Source organism: Cochlodiniinecator piscidefendens (genome assembly GCF_011326755.1).
In the GTDB taxonomy this organism is placed as follows: Bacteria; Pseudomonadota; Alphaproteobacteria; order Rhodobacterales; family Rhodobacteraceae; genus Cochlodiniinecator; species Cochlodiniinecator piscidefendens.
In genome coordinates this window covers 204,090-224,281 of the sequence record NZ_JAAOIE010000004.1, presented here as the reverse complement: position 1 = coordinate 224,281, position 20,192 = coordinate 204,090, and the positions used below count along the sequence as shown (strand labels likewise).

The 20,192-nt window shown below is 51.8% G+C and carries 19 protein-coding genes, 1 tRNA gene and 1 riboswitch; of the genes, 7 read left to right on the top strand and 13 right to left on the bottom strand.

Annotated elements, in window-relative coordinates; genetic code table 11:
* The first annotated feature begins 178 nt into the window (after positions 1–178).
* Positions 179–601: an alternative ribosome rescue aminoacyl-tRNA hydrolase ArfB gene (gene arfB / locus G9C99_RS12620; RefSeq protein WP_166417869.1), complete on the top strand. Its 423-nt coding sequence runs from the start codon at positions 179–181 to the stop codon at positions 599–601.
* 292 nt (positions 602–893) lie between these two features.
* Entirely contained in the window at positions 894–1,871 is a 978-nt protein-coding gene (locus tag G9C99_RS12615) for a GlxA family transcriptional regulator (RefSeq protein ID WP_166417868.1), read from the top strand.
* Here the strand turns inward: G9C99_RS12615 and pncB are convergent, their stop codons facing one another.
* Both pncB and pncA read right to left on the bottom strand, forming a co-directional pair.
* Positions 1,872–3,164, bottom strand: coding sequence for a nicotinate phosphoribosyltransferase (gene pncB / locus G9C99_RS12610; RefSeq protein WP_166417867.1), 1,293 nt, complete (start codon positions 3,162–3,164; stop codon positions 1,872–1,874).
* A 66-nt stretch (positions 3,165–3,230) separates the two neighbouring features.
* The gene (pncA, locus tag G9C99_RS12605) at positions 3,231–3,836 is read right to left on the bottom strand and encodes a bifunctional nicotinamidase/pyrazinamidase (RefSeq protein WP_166417866.1); all 606 of its coding nucleotides are present in this window, start codon (positions 3,834–3,836) and stop codon (positions 3,231–3,233) included.
* A gap of 101 nt (positions 3,837–3,937) precedes the next feature.
* On the opposite strand from pncA, the gene trhO reads away from it, so the two are divergent.
* Positions 3,938–4,840 (top strand): oxygen-dependent tRNA uridine(34) hydroxylase TrhO, encoded by a 903-nt coding sequence (gene trhO / locus G9C99_RS12600; protein WP_166417865.1) that lies wholly within the window; start codon positions 3,938–3,940, stop codon positions 4,838–4,840.
* 45 nt (positions 4,841–4,885) lie between these two features.
* On the opposite strand, the gene G9C99_RS12595 is transcribed toward trhO, so the two are convergent.
* Genes G9C99_RS12595 through G9C99_RS12585 form a run of 3 tightly spaced genes read right to left on the bottom strand, consistent with a single transcriptional unit; the run spans position 4,886 to position 9,780 of the window.
* Entirely contained in the window at positions 4,886–5,626 is a 741-nt protein-coding gene (locus G9C99_RS12595) for a phosphate/phosphite/phosphonate ABC transporter substrate-binding protein (RefSeq protein ID WP_166417864.1), read from the bottom strand.
* A 10-nt stretch (positions 5,627–5,636) separates the two neighbouring features.
* Positions 5,637–7,316: a tetratricopeptide repeat protein gene (locus G9C99_RS12590; protein ID WP_166417863.1), complete on the bottom strand. Its 1,680-nt coding sequence runs from the start codon at positions 7,314–7,316 to the stop codon at positions 5,637–5,639.
* Positions 7,317–7,371: 55 nt separating this feature from the next.
* Positions 7,372–9,780: a GcvT family protein gene (locus G9C99_RS12585; protein ID WP_166417862.1), complete on the bottom strand. Its 2,409-nt coding sequence runs from the start codon at positions 9,778–9,780 to the stop codon at positions 7,372–7,374.
* Between the two features lie 133 nt (positions 9,781–9,913).
* Between G9C99_RS12585 and G9C99_RS12580 the strand changes: the two genes are divergently transcribed.
* Positions 9,914–10,804, top strand: a complete 891-nt coding sequence (locus G9C99_RS12580) for a LysR family transcriptional regulator (protein WP_166417861.1) — start codon at positions 9,914–9,916, stop codon at positions 10,802–10,804.
* Here G9C99_RS12580 and G9C99_RS12575 read toward each other — a convergent pair.
* Positions 10,790–11,488, bottom strand: a complete 699-nt coding sequence (locus G9C99_RS12575; RefSeq protein WP_166417860.1) for a ceramidase domain-containing protein — start codon at positions 11,486–11,488, stop codon at positions 10,790–10,792. The genes G9C99_RS12580 and G9C99_RS12575 overlap by 15 nt on opposite strands.
* Before the next feature lie 168 nt (positions 11,489–11,656).
* Here G9C99_RS12575 and rsgA point away from each other — a divergent pair, with 168 nt between their 5' ends.
* Positions 11,657–12,736 (top strand): ribosome small subunit-dependent GTPase A, encoded by a 1,080-nt coding sequence (rsgA, locus tag G9C99_RS12570; protein WP_166417859.1) that lies wholly within the window; start codon positions 11,657–11,659, stop codon positions 12,734–12,736.
* A gap of 30 nt (positions 12,737–12,766) precedes the next feature.
* Here rsgA and G9C99_RS12565 read toward each other — a convergent pair whose 3' ends face one another.
* The 4 genes from G9C99_RS12565 to G9C99_RS12550 all read right to left on the bottom strand — a co-directional run bounded on the left by G9C99_RS12565 (position 12,767) and on the right by G9C99_RS12550 (position 16,422).
* On the bottom strand, positions 12,767–13,315 hold the full coding sequence (locus tag G9C99_RS12565; RefSeq protein WP_166417858.1) for a hypothetical protein: 549 nt from the start codon (positions 13,313–13,315) through the stop codon (positions 12,767–12,769).
* A gap of 118 nt (positions 13,316–13,433) precedes the next feature.
* A complete protein-coding gene (gene ilvD, locus G9C99_RS12560) occupies positions 13,434–15,278 on the bottom strand; it encodes a dihydroxy-acid dehydratase (protein ID WP_166417857.1) in 1,845 nt (614 codons plus the stop codon).
* Positions 15,279–15,451: 173 nt separating this feature from the next.
* Positions 15,452–15,733 (bottom strand): hypothetical protein, encoded by a 282-nt coding sequence (locus tag G9C99_RS12555; RefSeq protein WP_166417856.1) that lies wholly within the window; start codon positions 15,731–15,733, stop codon positions 15,452–15,454.
* Between the two features lie 62 nt (positions 15,734–15,795).
* Positions 15,796–16,422 carry an FMN-binding negative transcriptional regulator gene (locus G9C99_RS12550; protein ID WP_166417855.1) on the bottom strand — a complete coding sequence of 209 codons (627 nt, stop codon included), beginning with the start codon at positions 16,420–16,422 and terminating at the stop codon, positions 15,796–15,798.
* 66 nt (positions 16,423–16,488) lie between these two features.
* Positions 16,489–16,632: riboswitch (FMN riboswitch) on the top strand.
* Positions 16,633–16,711: 79 nt separating this feature from the next.
* Between G9C99_RS12550 and G9C99_RS12545 the strand changes: the two genes are divergently transcribed.
* On the top strand, positions 16,712–17,146 hold the full coding sequence (locus tag G9C99_RS12545; RefSeq protein ID WP_166417854.1) for a 6,7-dimethyl-8-ribityllumazine synthase: 435 nt from the start codon (positions 16,712–16,714) through the stop codon (positions 17,144–17,146).
* Between the two features lie 32 nt (positions 17,147–17,178).
* Here the strand turns inward: G9C99_RS12545 and G9C99_RS12540 are convergent, their stop codons facing one another.
* The 3 genes from G9C99_RS12540 to dapF are packed head-to-tail and all read right to left on the bottom strand — an operon-like array spanning position 17,179 to position 19,923.
* Entirely contained in the window at positions 17,179–17,811 is a 633-nt protein-coding gene (locus G9C99_RS12540; protein ID WP_166417853.1) for a glutathione S-transferase, read from the bottom strand.
* Between the two features lie 10 nt (positions 17,812–17,821).
* On the bottom strand, positions 17,822–19,081 hold the full coding sequence (gene mtaB, locus G9C99_RS12535; protein ID WP_166417852.1) for a tRNA (N(6)-L-threonylcarbamoyladenosine(37)-C(2))-methylthiotransferase MtaB: 1,260 nt from the start codon (positions 19,079–19,081) through the stop codon (positions 17,822–17,824).
* Complete coding sequence (dapF, locus tag G9C99_RS12530) at positions 19,081–19,923, bottom strand: diaminopimelate epimerase (protein WP_166417851.1); 843 nt, start codon at positions 19,921–19,923, stop codon at positions 19,081–19,083. Before dapF ends, mtaB begins: the two co-directional genes overlap by 1 nt.
* A 124-nt stretch (positions 19,924–20,047) precedes the next feature.
* On the opposite strand from dapF, the gene G9C99_RS12525 reads away from it, so the two are divergent.
* Positions 20,048–20,123, top strand: a tRNA-Lys gene (locus G9C99_RS12525).
* The last annotated feature ends 69 nt before the right edge of the window (positions 20,124–20,192 follow it).

Genomic DNA, 20,192 nt, shown 5'->3' with positions numbered 1-20,192 from the left:
AGTAAAATATCTGGCTTCGGGTGCCCTAGGGTTCCCTGCTTGCCACCTCCAATTCTCGAGGGGAGCCTCCGCTGATCTGGCGGAGGCTCTTTCCATTTTTCAGCCAGATTTACGATATGGTTTTTATGCATACGATTGTCTGCTTTCACCGAATTCAAATCCCGCGTATCTTAGCCAGATGTTGTATGTAACGGATCAAATCACAATCGCAGACTGGGAGCTTTCCGAAAGCTTTACCAGATCATCTGGCCCCGGTGGTCAGCACGTGAACAAAGTATCCACAGCGGTTGAATTACGATTTGAAGCCGAGCGATCTCCAAATCTGTCCGATCCCGTCAAGCGGCGCTTAAAAAGGCTAGCTGGACGACGCTGGACATTGGATGGTGCATTGCTGCTGCGGGTTGAAGACACACGCAGTCAACAGCGCAACCGTGACATTGCGCGGGAACGTTTGGTTGAATTAATCCAAAAGGCAACTGTCGTCCCAAAACGACGCATAGCAACACGGCCAACTTTGGGTTCCAAAAACCGTCGGATCAAGGCAAAAAAGGTACGCGGCGAAGTCAAAGCTATGCGTGGAAAAATAGACGGAGATGACTAACATCGTTTTTTCATCATACGAGCACGCAAAAACGACATCACGTCGCTATTAAGAGATCAATAAAAGGTCAAACCTGCGAAGTCGGGCGAAGATTTGCGACTGGATGTACCACCTCTCATAGCATCTCTATCGATGTAGGCAGACGTTTACCCCTAAATAACGCGGTTTAGAGTTACATAAGACAACAATTTTCGCTATACCACATTGGGACGCACCCTTTTTTCATATCCTAAATAGGCGGCGTGAATGTTTTTGGTTTGCACCTAAACCGCACTAAACTTATGGCTCAGGCATGATCGAAACCACTCCAGATCAAAAACCCAAGCGTTTCGTATTTGCGCTATTACCTCAATATTCTGCGATTTCCTTCACCAGTGCGCTCGAAACCTTGAGGATCGCGAACCGACTTAGTGGCACGACACTCTTTGAAACGGTTGTTTGCTCAGAAAGCGGAGAATCTGTTTATGATTCTCTTGGTGGTTCATTTCCTGTAGATAGCGCACTAGAAGATTGCCATAGAGACGATACAATTGTTGTTTGCACGGGTGCTGATGTTCAAAAGATTGTCACACCCGCTGTCTTAAATTGGTTGCGCAAATGCGGACGCAGTGGCGTGGCTATGGGTGGATTATGCACGGGCGCTTATGCGCTCGCAAAGGCGGGCCTGATCGCGCCAGATGTACCAGTTGCCATTCATTGGGAAAATCAATCAAGTTTTGCCGAGGAATTTCCCGACCTTCAAATATCCGAATACACCTATACCCTGCAGGGACGACGCTATTCGACCGCCGGGGGCACTGCATCCATTGATCTAATGTTGCATTTTGTGTCTGAAACACAAGGCGATGCTTTGGCCAATTTGGTGGCTGATCAATTAATGTATACCAACATTCGCGTTTTGCAGCATTCCGCAAAGGTACAGGTTGCTGACCGAGTTGGGTTCCGCCATCCAAAGTTGTCAGAAATTCTGGCGCTTATGGAAACCAACCTAGAAGAACCTCTGCGTCCGGGTGATTTGGCGCAGACGGTAAATATTTCGACACGGCAGTTGGAACGGCTCTTTCGCCGGTATCTGCAATCAACGCCAAAGAAGTACTACACGGATTTGCGTCTTCAACGCGCGCAACATTTGTTGCTGCAGACCAATATGTCCGTGATGAATGTCGGGCTGGCCTGTGGGTTTAATTCGGCGTCGCATTTTTCACGACTTTTCCGCCAGCGTTACGGCATGTCCCCGCATAAATTGCGCGGGGAACCTGATAAGCCATAATTAGACGACCACCTCAAAGCTGTCCTGTTTTCCAACGCCAAACACCCGTTTGTAGCGTTCAATTTCTGACGCTGGGCCCATCGCTTTTTCTGGGTTGTCTGACAGTTTAACGGTGGGGCGACCATTTGCTGACACGGCTTTGCACACCACAGAAAACGGCGCGAGGCGATCATCGGGCACAAGGCCGCGGAAATCATTGGTCATCAAAGTACCCCAACCAAAGGACACTTTGACCCGGCCAGTGAACTGAAGACTAAGTTCGCGGATTTTATCAACGTCCAAGCCATCCGAAAAAATGATCAGTTTATCGCGCGGGTCTTCGCCGCGCGCCTTCCACCAGTTGATCGCGTTTTCGGCACCCGTTGCCGGGTCACCAGAGTCGATCCGAATACCCGTCCATCCCGCCAGCCAATCTGGCGCATTTTGCAAAAAGCCTTCGGTTCCATAGGTGTCAGGTAGAATTATGCGCAGATTGCCGTCGTGTTCGTCGTGCCAATCCGACAAAACATCATAAGGGGCTTGTGCAAGCAGCGTATCATTTTCCGCAAGTGCAGCGTAGACCATCGGCAGCTCATGTGCGTTTGTGCCGATCGCTTCGAGTTCTCGGCGCATGGCGATCAGGCAATTTGACGTGCCAACAAAACCGTCACCCAGACCTTCGTTCATGGCCTGAACACACCAATCCTGCCACATGAAAGAATGACGGCGACGTGTCCCAAAATCAGCCAGTTTCAAATCGGGAATTTCGCGCAGTGTTTCGACCTTTTGCCATAGCTTGGTCATGGCGCGCGCATAAAGTACCTGCAATTCAAACCGCCCCATATCTTTGAGAACAGCGCGGGATCGCAGTTCCATTAACACGGAAAGTGCGGGAATTTCCCAGAGCATCACCTCAGGCCAGCTACCCTCGAACGTCAGTTCATATTGACCATCACGTTTTTCGAGGTGGTAAGGTGGCAGGCGCAGGTTTTCGAACCACTCCATGAAATCATGGCGAAACATCTGGCGTTTGCCGTAAAACAAATTACCCCTGAGCCATGTGCTTTCGCCCCGTGACAATGACAGGCCGCGAATGTGGTCTAGTTGTTCGCGCAACTCACCTTCGTCAATCAGGTCAGCCATACGAATGGTTTTGCTGCGATTGATCAGCGAAAACGTCACCTGCGTGTCGGGTTTATTGCGAAACACCGACTGACACATCAAGAGCTTGTAAAAATCCGTATCAATCAACGACCGCACGATGGGGTCGATTTTCCATTTATGATTGTAAACGCGGGTGGCAATGTCGACCATCTTTGGCCTCCGGATAAGAATACAAATTGGTTAAAGCAAAGCCAGAGGTGCGTGGCAAGCTGATCGTTACGCCAACTGCACGCCTGCACCCGTCATGCCTGACAGTGCAGCATCCAACGATCCGTTCAAATCAATCGCGCGACACAGATCAAGGCGTACAGCCACGTTAAACCCCAACACAGCCGCGTTAACAGCCGAGAAGTTGACGCAATAATCCGTAGCAAGGCCCACCATGGTCAATGTATCTATGTCCCGATTTTGCAAATACCCCACCAGACCGGTTGGGGTTTTTTGATCATTTTCAAAGAACGCGGAATAGCTGTCGATCTGCGGATTATACCCTTTGCGGATGATCAGATCAGCGCGAGTGGTGTTCAGCCCGTCATGAAATGCGCCGCCTTCGGTGCCTTGAATGCAATGGTCGGGCCACAACACCTGCGGTCCATAGGGCATTTCGATCATGTCATAAGGCGCTTTGTCTGTGTGGCTGCTGGCGAAAGAAGAATGGCCCGCCGGATGCCAATCCTGCGTTAGAATCACGGCGCCAAATTCATCCATTAGCGCGTTGATGCCGGGTACAATCACGTCGCCTTCGGGTACGGCAAGGGCACCGCCGGGGCAGAAATCATTTTGCACATCAATCACGATCAAGGCTTCGTTTTCGGGGCGCATTTTTTGATCCTTTCGCAGGGTTTTCTATGCGTATGAAATGCCGCAGTCTGCGTCAATGGTTGGGCTTGAACTGCCCGCCCGGCAGGAGTAGTTTTGCGCCCATGATTACCGTAGCCGCATTATATCACTTCACCCGCTTTGACGACACCAAGGCGATCCAAGTTCCCCTTCAGGCGCTTTGTGACGCCGAGGGAATTCGCGGATCGCTTTTGCTGGCCAAAGAAGGGGTCAACGGCACCGTCGCAGGAACCCGCGCCGGTCTTGACCGTTTGCTTGCACATCTTCGCGCTTTGCCGGGATGTGCAGATCTGGAACACAAAGAAAGCACCGCGTCGATGATGCCCTTTAACCGAATGAAAGTTCGGTTGAAGAAAGAGATCGTCACGATGGGTCAGCCTGACGTTGATCCAACCGCTAAGGTTGGCAACTATATCGCGCCTGAAGATTGGAACGATCTGATCACCCAAGACGACGTCGTCCTGATCGACACCCGTAATGATTACGAGGTGGCCATCGGCACGTTTGAAGGCGCGATTGATCCCAAAACCACATCCTTTGGTGAATTTCCGCAGTGGTGGGACGACAACAAAGATCGGTTTCACAACAAACGCGTCGCGATGTTTTGTACCGGTGGCATTCGCTGCGAAAAGTCCACCAACTTCTTGCTTGGTCAAGGGGTTGAGGATGTGTTCCACCTAAAGGGTGGCATTCTGAAGTATCTCGAAGAGGTCCCTCAGGAAGACAGCACATGGGACGGTGAATGTTTCGTCTTTGATCAGCGTGTTTCCGTTGGGCATGGGTTGGTCGAAGGGCCGCATCTGCTGTGCCACGCCTGCCGTCGCCCGATGTTACCCGAAGATAAAAACCATCCGGGTTACGAAGAAGGCGTCAGCTGTCATCAATGCGTGGACGAGACGGACGAAGATCACAAAAACCGTTTCCGTGAACGCCAAAAACAAATCGCGCTATCCAAGGCACGCGGCGAACACCACATCAAACAATAATAGATCAAACAACCGGCATCTTCTGCCGGTTGTTTTTTATGTCGGTTACGGGTTTGAGACCGCCAGGTAATCTTCCTCTGGAATACGCACCAGCCCTTTCAGGCTCAGGGTTTCGCGGTCGGCGTCGCTTAGCGCGTCCAATGCTTTGGCCACAGCGGCGTGTACCGTTTCGCTGTCGTTGTTAAGCGAAGTGATCAATGGCAGGCACGGCGTTGCGGGATCTGTCCATTCCAACACACGCAAATTGGCGGCAAAGCTGTCGTAGCGTTGAACAAATTTCCATGTCAGCCCATCAATCGCGGCAACATCTGCGTCGCCCTCTGCCACCATCTTAGCCGAAATAGCGTGGCCCCCTGATTGCACCAGATTGGAAAACGCAAAACCCTGCGCCTTTGCATGGTTAAATGGCGCGGCAAATCCTGATTGAGAATTTTCCTCATTGTAAGCAAAGCGTTCGTCCTTGAACTCAGCCAAGCTGGTTCTGGGATCATCTTTGCGCACGACAAAGCTGCTGCGGTAGTACCCCGGCGGGCAATTTTCCAGCCCCGGATCGGGGGTCACGACCATGTTCACCTTGCCGTGCAGGAACTTACGGAATGGCATGCCGCAGGTCTGGCTTAGGACCAAATCAGGGTCTGTCCAGACCGTCATATAATCCTCGTCTTGGGCAAGCGTTTCAGGGGCATCTATGCCTGTTGCAATTAGGTTTGCACGGATTAGGGCCCAAAACCGATTGATCGCGTCACTGGTTTCCGGACGGGCGTACATTGAAAGGCTGGCAATCATGTTTGAGTTCCTATGCTGGGGCCATGTCGCTGGCGATTTTGGTGCGGCAACAACAGGATGATGTGATCGGCACATCTGTTTTAGCTTGAGCAGCGATCAGCCGCTGTTGCAGTTCTGGCAGTTCAACCGTTTCACCGCGGTGGCGTAGACATTCGACGATACCGTGAAGCGCCCAAACATTGTCTTTGTGCTGGGCACAGCGCTGCACCTCATCGTTCAATCCCAAATCAGCCCGGTAAACCGCTTCGGCCTCTTCGTAGTGGTCTTGCTCCATCAACAGAGCACCAAGTGCGTGGCGCGGTGGGTGCATCCACCCCCAAGGCTCTGAATATTCCATATCGTCGCAGCGTCGTACGCTTTCGCGCAGGTGATCATAGGCCTCTTCATAGTGGCCTTTGTGATAGGCCACCTCGCCCAGCATCATTTTTTCGCCAACCGCTAAGGTCTGTAATGCGGTGTTGTTAAAGAACTTACGCTTTGGACCGATGCGATTCAGCGATGCGTAGAACGCTTTCACCTCTTGATCTGCCTCTTCAAAATTCTTCAAAGCGGCGTGCGCGACGCCCTTGGCGTAGTGGTGCATGGCGGTGGAAACACAATAAAGCTCCAGGTCTTCGGGCATCGGTGTATCAACGATCATCTGCCATTTGCCGAACCGGATCAGCACGTGCATTTTAACGGAAAAATACCCCTCCATCGTGCCTGCGATATAGGGTTTACCCGGAAGGTCGATCACATCGGGCGTCAAAGTTGCGCACATTTCTTCAGCGGCCGCCCATGCGGGGTCAAACTGCCCCAAGAACATGCAGGCATACATCATCAAGTGCAAATCGTGGCATCGCGCTGTGGTGTAATAATTGTGCGGCCCGGCATACGCGAGATACTTACGGTCGACCTCTATCGCCTTTTCGCTGGCAATTTTTGCTTTTTCATATTCGCCGCACAAAACATAGATATGCCCGGGCATGTGGTGAATATGCCCTGCATCGGGGCACAGACCACCCAAGCGATCCGCAGAGTCCATCGCGCGTTCTGGCGTCAACGACATTTCGAGCAAGTGAATATGCAAATGCAAAATCGCCGGGTGCTGCGCAATGCCCCAATCATCCGCCAAACGGATAGCTCGTTCACAGACTTCGATTGCTTCATAGGTATCTGTGTTTGCAGGGGGTTCATTGGTTTTGACATCCCACATTTTCCATGGGGTGCGCGTCATCATCGCTTCGATAAACAGCGCCATGATGTCGAGGTTATCAGGATAGTCCGTATTGATGGATCGCATCGCATCCGCATAGGCGTCGTCCCATGCTTTGAACTCTTCGGCGGTGACCACATGTGGTTTCTGGATACGCTGGGCAAGGGCTGTGACCAGTCGCGCCTCTAGCGTATTTTCTTCGACCAGTTCCTGTGCTTTGTCGATATGGCCTCGGCAAAATGCAGTACAGCCTTCGGCCTCCGCCTCTGTAAAATCCGGCCACGGCATGTTGTAAAATGGCCCAGCAGCATAAGCCGCCCCCCAATGAGCCATTGCACAGGTCGGGTCGATTTTAATCGCTTGTTCAAAACACGCGAGGCCCTCTTCCTGATTAAAGCCAAAACACCAGTTTAATCCTTGATCAAAGTAAACCTGAGCCTCAGGATTCTGTGTCTTGATGGAAAAACTGTAGTCGCCCAAATCAAAGCGGAGCATGGGGTACCTTTCAAAATTGAGTTTGAATTGGGCACCTAATTAGGCGCCCAATTTTTTAGCCGCGCATACGTGCGCCATCGACATCAAAGAGCGGTGTGTTAATTTGCGTAGCTTTGCGCATATCACCTAGAATTTCGATTTCGACCTCTAGCCCATCCTTGGCCAGTGCCGTCGGAATCAGTGCCATCGCGATGGATTTCTGAGTGTAGTGGCTATAGCCGCCAGATGTGCAGAACCCTTGAACTTCGCCGTTGATCCAAACCGGTTCGTAGGCAACGACATCAGCGTCTGCGGCATCCACCTCGAACGCGACAAGTGTGCGTTCAGACCCGGCTGCGCGTTCTGCCTCGGCTGCGGCGCGACCGATATAATCGGCATTCTTTTTCCACGAAATAAAGCGATCCATGCCTGTTTCGCCCGCCGTGTAATCCGGGGAGAATTCGCTGAGCCAGGAGCCAAAGAATTTATCCAACCGCAAGGACATCATGGCACGCATGCCAAAGGGGCGCATGCCGTGATTTTGACCCTCTGCCCACAGCGTGTGCCAAAGGGCGCGTTGGCTCATGGCGTCGGTGTAGATTTCATAACCAAGATCACCGGTGTAGCTGACCCGCTGCACGATGCAGTCGACCATACCAATCACCATGTGGCGCACGTCGAGGAACTTCATGTCAGACACGTCGGAACGTGTGACCGCGGATAGAACCTCTCGGGCTTTGGGGCCTGCGATTTGGAACCCGGTGCGACGGTCAGAAATGTTTTCAATGTCCACACCAGCAACGGCGTGCTGACGGAACCAACGTTCGTGAAACGCCTGTGATCCATAAGACGCGGTCAGCTGGAATTCATCCTCAGTGAGACAAGAAACGGTAAAGTCACCGATCAAGCGGCCCTTTGGCGACAGCATCGGCGTCAGGCTTAGGCGGCCTTGTTTCGGCATGCGCCCTGCCATAATGGTATCAAGCCAAGCGCGCGCGCCTTCGCCTTTGATAAGGTATTTGCCGAAATTCTGAACCTCATTGATACCGACAGCTTCGCGCACTGCTTTGACTTCACGCGCGGTGGCGTCAAACGCATTTGAACGGCGGAACGACGGGGTTTCATATCGAGGCTCATCGCCCTCAGCGAAATAGTTTGGCACCTCTAGCCCAAATTGCTGACCAAAGACCGCACCCATGCTGTCCCAGATGTCATACATCGGTGTGGTTTGGTGCGGACGCGCGGCTGGCAATTCTTCGTTTGGATAGCTAACAGAGAACCGTTTCTGATAGTTCTCGATCACTTTAGGCAGGGTGTATCCGGGCGAGATCCATTTGCCAAAACGTGCGACATCCATCGCAAATACATCGCGTTCTGGTTCGCCTTCGATCATCCATTGCGCAAGGGTCAGGCCAACACCGCCACCTTGGCTAAAGCCTGCCATAACGCCACAGGCAGACCAGTAATTGCGCAAACCGGGAACCGGACCAACCAACGGGTTACCATCCGGCGCAAAGGTGAAGGGGCCGTGGATCACATTTTTCACGCCAGCCTCAGCCAAAGCAGGGAAGCGTTTATAGGCAAATTCGACGGAATCAGTGATTTTATCCAGATCATCGGGCAGCAGTTCATGGCCAAAGTCCCAAGGCGTGCCATCTACCGCCCACGGCTCACACGGTTGTTCATAGAACCCGATACACAGGCCGCGTCCCTCTTGGCGCAGATAGCTTTCGCCAGCGGGGTCCATCACGTGCGGATGCTCTGAATCGGCCTCGTAAATCATCGGAATATCATCGGTGACGATATATTGGTGCTCCATTGGATGCAGCGGTAGGTAAACCCCCGCCATTGCTGCAACTTCGCGCGCCCACAGGCCACCAGCGTTGACCAGATGTTCGGCAATCACTGTGCCTTTGTTCGTGACGATTTCCCATGTGCCATCAGGCAGCTGATTGGTTTCCTCAACCTTGGTGTGCAATTCAATCGTTGCGCCCGCCATACGTGCCGCTTTGGCGTAGGCGTGGGTTGTGCCGGACGGGTCTAGGTGGCCATCAAGCGGATCGTAAAGGCCACCTAGAATACCTTCGATGTTGGTAACGGGGGCGACTTTTTTGATTTCTTCGGGCGATAGGATTTCGGTGTGCAAACCCATATAGCGATGCTTTGCCCGTTCTGCCTTAAGCATATCCATGCGTTCTGGTGTATCAGCCAGCGTCACGCCACCGACATGGTGCAAACCGCAGGACATGCCTGTGATTTCTTCCAGTTCTTTATATAGCTTAATCGTGTAACCCTGAAGCGCCGCCATATTGGTGTCGCCGTTCAGCGTATGAAACCCACCCGCAGCATGCCAAGTGGAGCCTGATGTCAACTCAGAGCGTTCAAGCAACATCACGTCTGACCAGCCAAGCTTGGTCAGGTGATACAACACAGAACACCCAACAACTCCGCCGCCAATTACACAAACCCGAGTATGCGTTTTCATATTCTACCTCATGGGAACAGGTTTTTGACCCAACAAATCAGGCCATTTTTCTACCGCAATGAAATGCATACATTGCCTACATTGCAACTAGAAAAATTATCAGGAATAATAAGAAAAACTATAGGCAAATTGTATGGCACAGCCCCCTTTAAATGCTTTGCGAACCTTCGAGGTAGCAGCCCGTTGCGGCAGCTTTGTTCAGGCTGGTCAAGAATTGGGTGTGAGTTCGGCTGCGATCAGTTTGCAGATCAAAAACCTAGAAGGATTTTTGGGAAAAGAACTGTTCTTACGCCAAGGTAACCGGATTTTTCTAACAGATGCGGGCGAAGCCATTTATCCAAACGTTGCCCAAGCGCTTCAGCAGCTCACTCAAACGACGCAATCCTTGCAGTTTACCAAAGCACGAGCACAACTGGTAATTAGCGCTCTGCCGTCGCTCGCCGATTTACTCTTATTGCCTAACATCACAGAGCATCCCGAATTGGATGGTGTCACTCTGGACATCCGCGTAGAGGATGATCCGGTCAACTTTGCAAATTCAGACATTGACCTGCGCCTGACCTATGGCACAAAATTTTATCAGGATTTTCATCAGACCAACCTGTTTTATGATACCGTTATTCCTGTTTGCATCCCGCAGTTTTGGGCCCAATTCGGAAACAAAATAGGGGATCTTTCCAAAATTCCGGATCGCTACTTCATTCACAATCGTTGGGGGCGACAGTATGGAACGGAACCAACATGGGCAGAGTGGTTTGACCAGCACGGCAAACCACCCCCTTCATCATCAAAAGCACGACTGATTATCAGCAGCACATCACTGGCCGTACGCGCCGCGCGATTAGGCCAAGGGATTGCGCTCGCGCCTAAACAGTTGGTTCAGGCTGATCTGGATGCAGGCACCTTGATGACACCGGCAGTTGGTCATTTACAAATGAAACGTGCCTACGTCGCCGTAAGCCTGCACGCAAAGAGTACCTATAAACCGCTTGCTGGTATCGTATCGCGCCTAAAGAGGCTTTGAAGCCCCCACCGACAACGGCGGCATTTTTAGAACCAATGCTTGCAACAACAGGCCAACCATCAACCCATTCAACAAATGCCATGCAAAATGCGTACCGATAGGCAAGGCCGCACAAGTATCTAAATCGATTGTACGAAACACGAGAGACACAAAAAACGTCACAAACGCAGCCGCTATGTAATTACGCGCCGGATGGCGTTTTATTTGGGTGAGTATCGTAAAGATAGCCAAGGCGATTACCGCAGGCGCATATTGAAGCGACCCATTGAAACGGCTTGGGGCGGCATCAGCGTCTGTTGCAATGTCATTCCCGGTGAACCAAAGAACACAGACCATAATCACAGCGGCAATCGCGGCAATCAGCAGGGTTTTGGCCTTATTCTCATTAGTCGCCCGGTATATCGTTGCTGAAATATAGACCGCAACGAAGCTCCAGATTGGGATAACATCTGCAAGCTCTGTCCAGCTGTTGGCAAAGGTGTGAAACAAAAACGAACCAATGCCGATCATGCCTGCCAAAAAAATGCACAGTTTTTCAAAAAGATCAGGAAACCCGCGCAATTGAACCGCGCGCCATGCGAGAAATGCCGCGAGGACGAAGGAAAGATTGCTGATCGCGTTTAGGGGTTCGTTCCAAAGCCCTGCCCCGGTGCGTTCACAATACAGATCAATAATCCCCGACATTTCCATGACTCAAACCCTAATTCACATTGCGAACACGTGCATGTAACGCCCCATACCATAAATCAACGTCAAAATTGCCCGCGAACATCGCATTTCCCGCGCATCTTTGGCATAGGATGCTAAAAGGGCGTATAACCAATATGCCACCCCATTCAGCGAGCCGCAGATATGACCGGAAACGAAACAGACCATCAGACCTCAGAGAGTGATCAGGTCCAACTGAATGATCTGGGCTGGCAGGACTTTTTCGAAGACCAAATGTCCAAAAAAGAATTGGAACAAACCCAACCCGTCCGCGTGATGGAAGTTCACCGCAATGGGATGCGTGTTTTGGGCAAATCCCTATCGGGAAGTTATCGCAACCTTCATAGCCAAGACGGTGATTCGCATAAATTGGCCGTGGTCGGTGACTGGGTCTTAATGGGGGGGGACGACATGCTGCCCCTTCGTGTTCTCAAACGCAAAAGCCTGTTCAAACGCCGTGCGCCCGGCAAAGGACATGCACAACAGTTGATTGCGTCAAACGTTGAAACGGCATTTATCGTTTCGTCCTGCAATCAGGATTTCAACGTTGCCCGCCTAGAGCGGTATCTGGCTATGGTGCATGAAGCGGGTTCAACCCCAGTCATCATCCTGACCAAAGCGGATTTAACAGACGACATAGAAACCTTTCAGGCCCAAGCGCAGTCAATGGCACCTAAGCTGTCTGTTTTAGTTTTAAACGCCAAGGGCAGCGATGTGCGCGAATTGCTATCGCCTTGGTGCCAAGCGGGTCAGACGATCGCCTTTCTCGGGTCATCTGGCGTTGGAAAATCAACACTGGTCAATGCTGTATCCGGCACCCAAAAGGCCGAAACCCAAGACATTCGCGAAGACGACGCAAAGGGCCGCCACACCACCACCCGGCGGGAAATATATCAGATCGACAGCGGCTGTTTGGTGTTAGACACCCCCGGCATGCGCGAACTACAACTGACCGAAGCCGCCTTTGGTGTCAGTGAAGTTTTTGCTGATATTTCCATCCTAGCCGCAGATTGCAAATTCAACGATTGCAAGCATGACAAAGAGCCCGGATGTGCGATCCAATCCGCGCTTGAGGCCGGTGAGATTGATCCCGTACGCTTTGAGCGCTGGAAAAAACTGTTAGCAGAAGAGCATCATAACACGGCTCTTTTGACCCTAAGTCCGGGTCAAATCCGTGCGCAAAATAAAGCGATCCGTAAAATTCAAAAGGCAAATCGCAAGTAACTGCCTTTTGAAAATCCGTCTCAATGCCGGTCAAACATCCGCTGCGTGCAACCGTTGATAGTTTTCATCGGTAAACTTCAACGTCTCATTCGCCTGCACGTCAAACAAAGAGCGGTCTATTTCGGTCAGCGCCCCCAAATACACATGGATACCGCAACACGGCGCTTCGCTTACGCAAGCGACAGAATGAATTGCGCTTGGGCCTATGGATAGAACATCACCAGATGCCAAAAATGCTTCGCCACTTTTGCGGATCAACCCATTGGGATCATTTTCAAAAAAGTCGTTTCTTTCCTGACCTGTGTACACCCCAATAACCGCTGACATGCGATGATCGTGTGGGGGAACAGCTGCACCGGGCAAGAACCGGCAATGCCAGATTGAAACGGCGTCATCTTCAAACAAAAGCACCTCATCTTCTTCAAAATGCGGAATTCCGTCTATAACCCCTTGCGCGTTTGCCACCGCCGTTTCGATTAGGTGGCGTATCTTTTTTGCGGGTTCCTCACCACGCGAGGCGTGCTTGAGCTGCACAATTAACGCATCTAAATCAAATGAGGACGTTTGCTGTTCTGACATGTACTGCCTTTCTTTGGCTTTACGTATGTCTGGAACAAATAAAGGCGCGCGGCAATATAATTGTCCGCGCGCCTTTGAATTCTAACCAAGGCCAATCAATGACCCTGTGAAAACAGTATTATTCTTCGTCTAACTGACGAACCGCACCCAAAGACGCGTTAGAAACGTGGGCGGCGTAAGCCTTAAGCGCTGTGGAAACTGCGCGTGGGCGACCTTCGGCTTTCCATGCTTTTTTATCTGCCTGATGGTGGTTGGCGCGGCGCTCAGCGATCACCTCTTCTGACACTTCAAGCTGGATGGAACGGTTCGGGATTGATATCGAAATGCGATCCCCATCTTCGACCAAACCAATCAGGCCCTTTTCCGCGGCTTCGGGTGACACGTGACCAATAGACAGGCCAGCAGATCCACCAGAGAAACGACCATCAGTGACCAAGGCACAAGACGTGTCGAGGCCCTTTGATTTGAGATAGGCGGTTGGGTACAGCATTTCTTGCATACCAGGGCCGCCTTTGGGGCCTTCATAACGCACAATAACCACTGAACCCGGTTTAACGTCGCCGCGCAGGATGCCTGTTACGGCGTCATCTTGGGATTCAAAGACTTTGGCGATGCCTTCGAATTGGTGCATCTGCGCGATCACGCCTGCGGTTTTGACGATACAGCCCTGTTCAGCAAGGTTGCCAAACAGCACGCACAAACCGCCGTCTTTGTTATAGGCGTTTTCAATGTCGCGCACACAGCCATCCACAATATCAAGATCGAGTTCGGTATAGCTGCGGCTCTGGCTAAATGGATGAACAGTGCGCACACCACCCGGCGCAGCGATATACAAATCATGCGCGGCGTTGCGGTCGGTTTGACGGACATCCCAATTGTCGATGAAATCACCGATGGTAGGTTCATGCACGGTTGCCTGATCACGGTGGATCAGACCTGCGCGGTCAAGTTCGCCCAAGATACGGGCGATCCCACCAGCGCGGTGCACATCTTCCATGTGATATTTCGGGGTCGAGGGCGCAACCTTACACAGATGCGGAACAACGCGTGACATGCGGTCAATGTCTGCCATGGTGAAGGGTACGTTACCTTCGTGTGCGATAGCCAGAAGGTGCAGAACGGTGTTGGTAGAACCGCCCATCGCAATGTCGAGCGCCATCGCGTTTTCAAAAGCTTCAAACGTTGCAATACCGCGTGGCAAAGCAGATTCGTCGTCGTGTTTGTACCAACGTGTCGCAAGATCAACGATCCGGTGACCAGCTTCTTCAAACAGCGCCTGACGTTTTGAGTGAGTCGCCAAAAGCGAACCATTCCCCGGAAGCGCAAGACCCAAGGCTTCGGCCAGACAGTTCATAGAGTTCGCAGTGAACATACCAGAACACGATCCACAGGTCGGACAGGCTGAGCGCTCAAGCGATGCAACTTCTTCTTCGGTGCGCTTTTCGTCGGTTGCCCCAACGATCGCAGATACGAGGTCTGTTTTATGCTCGCCATCCTTTAGGATGGTTTTACCGGCTTCCATTGGGCCACCAGACACAAAGATCGCGGGAATGTTCAGGCGCATCGCAGCCATCAACATACCCGGCGTGATTTTATCGCAGTTGGAAATACAAACCAGCGCGTCAACACAATGCGCATTGGCCATATACTCAACCGAATCCGCGATCACTTCGCGTGACGGCAACGAATAAAGCATGCCATCGTGACCCATTGCGATACCATCATCGACAGCAATGGTGTTCATTTCTTTGGCAACGCCGCCCGCTTTTTCAATCTGAGCAGCAACAAGATCACCCATGTCTTTCAGGTGAACATGGCCCGGCACGAATTGTGTGTATGAATTGACCACGGCGATAATCGGCTTACCAAAATCGCCATCTTTCATGCCTGTTGCACGCCATAGCGAACGGGCGGCGGCCATGCGGCGGCCAAAAGTCGAAGTTTTTGAACGAAGATCGGGCATTCCGGTATCCTACGGTTGGTCTACGTGGGCAGTAATAGTCATATAGTGCGTTATTGGAAACCACGCATAAATGCAAAGCGGATTCGAAAAATTGCTTCGTTTCCGAAACAAAATTACGTTTTGATCATAATTTGGGACATCGTTTCACACGAAGAGAGCTGATAAGCTGTTGCCTATCTGACCCGTGTAAGGCGCAAACGCCCCAAAGCGGAGAGATCAATTTGGGCGCCCGGGCCATTTTGACCCAACCGAATGGTGCGTATAAATCGCCCAGTTGTGCTGAATTGTCCCTCTTCGCGACGCAGAGACAGCCCCTCTTCCACCTCATCAAGAACATCCTCTGTTTTTTGACACCTCCGCCCCTTTTCAATAGAGCGCGCAATTGCGTAAGTCGTCAAAGCAACAGCGCCATATCGCAAAGCAAAGCCAGCAATTGGGGCAAGAGGAAGGGGCATTTGATGTCTCCTATATCGGTGTTGCTATCTAACGTAGTATTTCCGCAAGGTATTATCAAATCTCACGAGCTGGATTCCGCCCCCAGCATCAAGGCGGCAAGCAAGCGTGGCTCCTGCCCTATGCCATATGCAGCCGCTTGTTTTGCGGCATTGGGTCGGGCATCACCGGGTTTATTTTGACCTAATTTCCAAGTGCCTTCGATCTGGCCGATCTCAAATCGGAATGGCACAAGCTGCCGCATCATTTTATCCATCACACCCTCGGACATTTTGTCAGACGTCCAAGGTGACTTATGGCTAATGCGCGTTTCAAATTCTTGCGAAAGGTCATCTAATAGTGATTTTAATTCTTCAGGCGGACGCTGATGCAATGTGCCACGCAGATGGACAGCAACATAGTTCCATGTTGGGACCTGATCTTGCACTTCATACCAATCGGGCGAAATGTAGCTGTCAGGTCCACTGATTGCTATGACGGCTTTGACAGGATCTGAACCTAAACGCGCTATCGGATTTGACCGCACGAGATGCAAACGCGCTGATTTAGCGTCGTCAGACATCAAAAACGGAACATGCGACAGCAAAGGCCCGTTATCATCATTTACCGATAGGATTCCAAAAGCCCGTTCCCGTGCAAAGGCGATATTGTCTTCAACAGGGGTCTGGCGAAAGGCTGGATTGGGGTGCATGTCGGTTCTCCTCCTTTAAATGTCTTAAGGGGGACTTGCGCCCATTCCAAGCATGTTTCAAAGTGGTGCTGTTCTCAGGGCGGGGTGAAATTCCCCACCGGTGGTATGCGGGCCAGTCCCGCCAGCCCACGAGCGGCCTCAATCGGGGTGTCAGCAGATCTGGTGAGAGGCCAGAGCCGACGGTTAAAGTCCGGATGCAAGAGGACGTTAGGGTGATGCGTGGCATGGGCTGCGTGCGTCCTTTCGTTACGACGCTCTGGGTGACGTGTTGTTTATGAAAGGACAAAAAATGACACACACCCGCTACGCCTTTATCAAGGCAAACTGGCATTCCGATATTGTTGATCAGGCCTTGGCCGGTTTTTGTGAATTAATCCCAACAGAGTTGGTTGACGTTTTTGACGTCCCCGGTGCGTTTGAAATGCCGCTTGTCGCGCGCGATTTGGCGGCATCTGGCCGTTACGGCGCTGTGGCTGCTGCGGCCTTTGTGGTCGACGGCGGTATTTATCGGCACGATTTCGTGGCCCAGGCCGTGGTTGACGGTTTGATGCGCGCCAGCATGGATACAGGTGTGCCTGTATTGTCAGTATCGCTGACACCCCACCACTACCAAGAGACAGATCACCACAACGAAATCTACCGCGCGCATTTCGTCGAAAAAGGCCGCGAAGCAGCTAAGGCTGCGTTGATGATCAGCAAAACACGTGCGTCACTGGCAGCCTAGCCGCCAAAAAAAGGGGCGGCAACTGTGCCGCCTCACCCCTGCGCCGGGAACATCGTAATATCATCGCCGCTTTCCCATTTTGGATATTTTTGCATCGTTGCCTTAAAACGATCTGACGCCTTAAACGCCTCTAGCCATGCAATGAGATACGGCCATGGTTGCGCGTTAAACCACTCCAGATCAACATGCGCGAACTGGCGAACAAACGTCACCGTCGCCATATCAGCAAAGCTGGGATCGCCCCCAAACAAATATGGTTTCCCGTCCAATTGCGTATTGAGTTTTTGCAAAAACGTACTGGCCTTTGCGCGCTCATCACTCGCGTCGATATCATCGTAGCGACTGGCGTATTTGTAGCGATCCAAGGCAGATTTAAACGGGCCGTCGCATTCCGCAATAAGATCAGGCGCAGTATGCATCAGCCACCCTTCGGGGTCATTCTGTGCCAACGCCCAGTGCATCACGTCAAAGCTTTCTTCGATCACCTGATCGCCGTCGATGATAACCGGAACAGTCCCCTTGGGGGATGCTGACAATAGCTCTGGCGCCTTATCCCGCAAAACGATTTCGCGCAGCTCACATTCTACACCCGCGCTTTGAATCGCAAGTCGCGCCCGCATCGCATAAGGGCAGCGGCGAAAACTATAAAGAATGGGCCGGGGCATATGGCTCCTTTCAGGCAATAAGCTGGGTCGCGGTTGCGCCTATGATGTTGGCGGTGATGATCTGACCTTCAGCTTGTGGTGCCTCAAATTTCACCTCTGTAAATTGCGCGGTGCGCCCCATGTGTGGGTTTTCCATGAGAATATGATGGGTCTTACCAATCTGCGCCTCAAGGTGTGTTTTGACTTGCGCATCGCCGGCCGCGCGCAACCGTGCTGCGCGAGATTTAATGGCGCGCCCATCTACGGCGGGTATTTTTGCGGCTGGCGTGCCTTCGCGTGCAGAATAGGGAAATACATGCAGCCATGTCAGGTCGCAATCCTCAACAAGTTTAAGCGAGTTTTCAAACATCGCTTCTGTTTCAGTCGGGAAACCCGCAATAATATCCGCGCCATAGGTCATATCAGGGCGCAGTTTACGCGCATCTTCGCAGAACTTGATCGCGTCATCGCGCAAATGGCGGCGCTTCATCCGTTTTAGGATCATGTCATCCCCGGCCTGCAACGACAGGTGGAGGTGCGGCATCAGGCGCTGTTCAGTTGCAATCGCCATCATTAGGTTTTCATCAACTTCAATAGAGTCGATCGAACTGATCCGAAGGCGCTGCAAATCCGGTATCAGTTTCAAAATACGCATGACCAAATCGCCAAGCTTAGGCGTTGCTGGCAAATCGGCACCCCAAGAGGTGAGGTCAACACCGGTCAGAACGACTTCGTTATAGCCTTTGTCCACCAAACGTTTGATTTGATCGACAACAACGCCAGCAGGCACAGACCGCGAATTACCGCGGCCATAGGGAATGATGCAAAACGTACAGCGATGATCACAGCCATTTTGCACCTGCACATAGGCGCGCGACCGTGTGCCAAACCCATCGATCAAATGCCCAGCTGTTTCAGTGACCGACATAATGTCATCGACCTGAACACGTTCCGTTTCACCGATAAAGTTCGGCCCCATTGCCTGCCACGTTTGCGGCTGCATTTTTTCGGTATTGCCGACGACAACGTCGACCTCTTCCATATTGGAAAAGGTTTCAGGTTCTGTCTGCGCAGCACAGCCCGTGACAATCAGCTTTGCCTCGGGGTTGTCGCGGCGTAACTTGCGAATTTCCTGACGGGCCTTGCGTACGGCCTCAGCCGTGACAGCACAAGTGTTCACCACAACCGCGCCTTTGATCCCCGCCTGATCAGCGAGTTCTTTCATCGCCTCAGTTTCATAGGCATTCAAACGACAACCAAGGGTCGCAAAGATTGGCGCATTTTCAGACATTATACGCCATCCAAAAATGCAGCGGAAATCACGCCGTCAAACACATGCGCGGTTGGGCCGGTCATCCAAACCCCATCATCGCGCCAATCAAGAACCAGTGGACCACCATCTAAATGCACGGTGACTTTGCGCTCTGTCAGTCCTTTGAGGTGCGCTATAACAGCCACCGCACAGGCACCCGACCCACACGCAAGCGTAATTTCCCCGCCGCGTTCCCAGACACGCATACGAATGGTTTCGCGATCCAGAATTTGAATGAATTCAACATTGGTGCGCTCAGGATATAGCGGATGGCGTTCTAGTCCGGGGCCAATTGCACGCAGATCAACAGATTCAACATCATCAACAACATGGACCAGATGCGGGTTTCCCATTCCAACGGCACCAGGTGCACCATCTAACGGGAGGTTCGTCAGATCTTCGACCGCGTGCGCCAACGGCACTGATTCCCAATCAAGCTGTGGCAAACCCATGTTGACACTGACCAAGCCATCTCCGGCATCTGACGCCGTAAGAATCGCATGGCCCGTGCGGAATGTCACATCAGATTTTCCGGTTTCATCCATGATAATCTGACCGATACAGCGGCTGGCGTTTCCGCAAGCGTTGGCACGTGACCCGTCAGAATTCCAAAATTCCACATCAAGATCAGCGACTTCTGATTCGCGCAAAACCACCAATTGATCAAATCCCACACCAAAATAACGATTCCCAATCGCTTTGGCGGTTTTTTCATTTATCAGGTCCGGCCCATGGCGCGTATCGACCACAACAAAGTCATTGCCAAGGCCGTGCATTTTGCGAAACGGCAGGTCGCCACTGTGTTTGGTCATATTATTCATCAGATTCACTATGTCATTTGTACGTTTCATATAGTTGATGCAGAAAAATCTATCCAGAGGCAGGATTCTTTGATTTTCGCACTTGACCCCCCCGCTCAGTAGCCCTAGTAACCGCGACAAGTGAGGGCCCTTAGCTCAGTTGGTAGAGCGGCTGACTTTTAATCAGTAGGTCGCAGGTTCGAACCCTGCAGGGCTCACCACATTTTCAAATTGTTGTGAGTAATTACGACTAAGTTCCTTTTCAGTCAGGTTACTTGCCTTTTGCGTCA

Coding starts and splice junctions, on each gene's coding strand:
- G9C99_RS12580 (WP_166417861.1), top strand. CDS start 9,914: ATGGCACAGCCCCCTTTAAATGCTTTGCGAACCTTCGAGGTAGCAGCC.
- G9C99_RS12615 (WP_166417868.1), top strand. CDS start 894: ATGATCGAAACCACTCCAGATCAAAAACCCAAGCGTTTCGTATTTGCG.
- G9C99_RS12590 (WP_166417863.1), bottom strand. CDS start 7,316: ATGCTCCGCTTTGATTTGGGCGACTACAGTTTTTCCATCAAGACACAG.
- G9C99_RS12550 (WP_166417855.1), bottom strand. CDS start 16,422: ATGCACCCCAATCCAGCCTTTCGCCAGACCCCTGTTGAAGACAATATC.
- G9C99_RS12575 (WP_166417860.1), bottom strand. CDS start 11,488: ATGTCGGGGATTATTGATCTGTATTGTGAACGCACCGGGGCAGGGCTT.
- trhO (WP_166417865.1), top strand. CDS start 3,938: ATGATTACCGTAGCCGCATTATATCACTTCACCCGCTTTGACGACACC.
- G9C99_RS12555 (WP_166417856.1), bottom strand. CDS start 15,733: ATGCCCCTTCCTCTTGCCCCAATTGCTGGCTTTGCTTTGCGATATGGC.
- G9C99_RS12545 (WP_166417854.1), top strand. CDS start 16,712: ATGACACACACCCGCTACGCCTTTATCAAGGCAAACTGGCATTCCGAT.
- rsgA (WP_166417859.1), top strand. CDS start 11,657: ATGACCGGAAACGAAACAGACCATCAGACCTCAGAGAGTGATCAGGTC.
- mtaB (WP_166417852.1), bottom strand. CDS start 19,081: ATGTCTGAAAATGCGCCAATCTTTGCGACCCTTGGTTGTCGTTTGAAT.
- pncA (WP_166417866.1), bottom strand. CDS start 3,836: ATGCGCCCCGAAAACGAAGCCTTGATCGTGATTGATGTGCAAAATGAT.
- G9C99_RS12540 (WP_166417853.1), bottom strand. CDS start 17,811: ATGCCCCGGCCCATTCTTTATAGTTTTCGCCGCTGCCCTTATGCGATG.
- G9C99_RS12565 (WP_166417858.1), bottom strand. CDS start 13,315: ATGTCAGAACAGCAAACGTCCTCATTTGATTTAGATGCGTTAATTGTG.
- G9C99_RS12585 (WP_166417862.1), bottom strand. CDS start 9,780: ATGAAAACGCATACTCGGGTTTGTGTAATTGGCGGCGGAGTTGTTGGG.
- arfB (WP_166417869.1), top strand. CDS start 179: ATGTTGTATGTAACGGATCAAATCACAATCGCAGACTGGGAGCTTTCC.
- pncB (WP_166417867.1), bottom strand. CDS start 3,164: ATGGTCGACATTGCCACCCGCGTTTACAATCATAAATGGAAAATCGAC.
- ilvD (WP_166417857.1), bottom strand. CDS start 15,278: ATGCCCGATCTTCGTTCAAAAACTTCGACTTTTGGCCGCCGCATGGCC.
- dapF (WP_166417851.1), bottom strand. CDS start 19,923: ATGAATAATATGACCAAACACAGTGGCGACCTGCCGTTTCGCAAAATG.
- G9C99_RS12595 (WP_166417864.1), bottom strand. CDS start 5,626: ATGATTGCCAGCCTTTCAATGTACGCCCGTCCGGAAACCAGTGACGCG.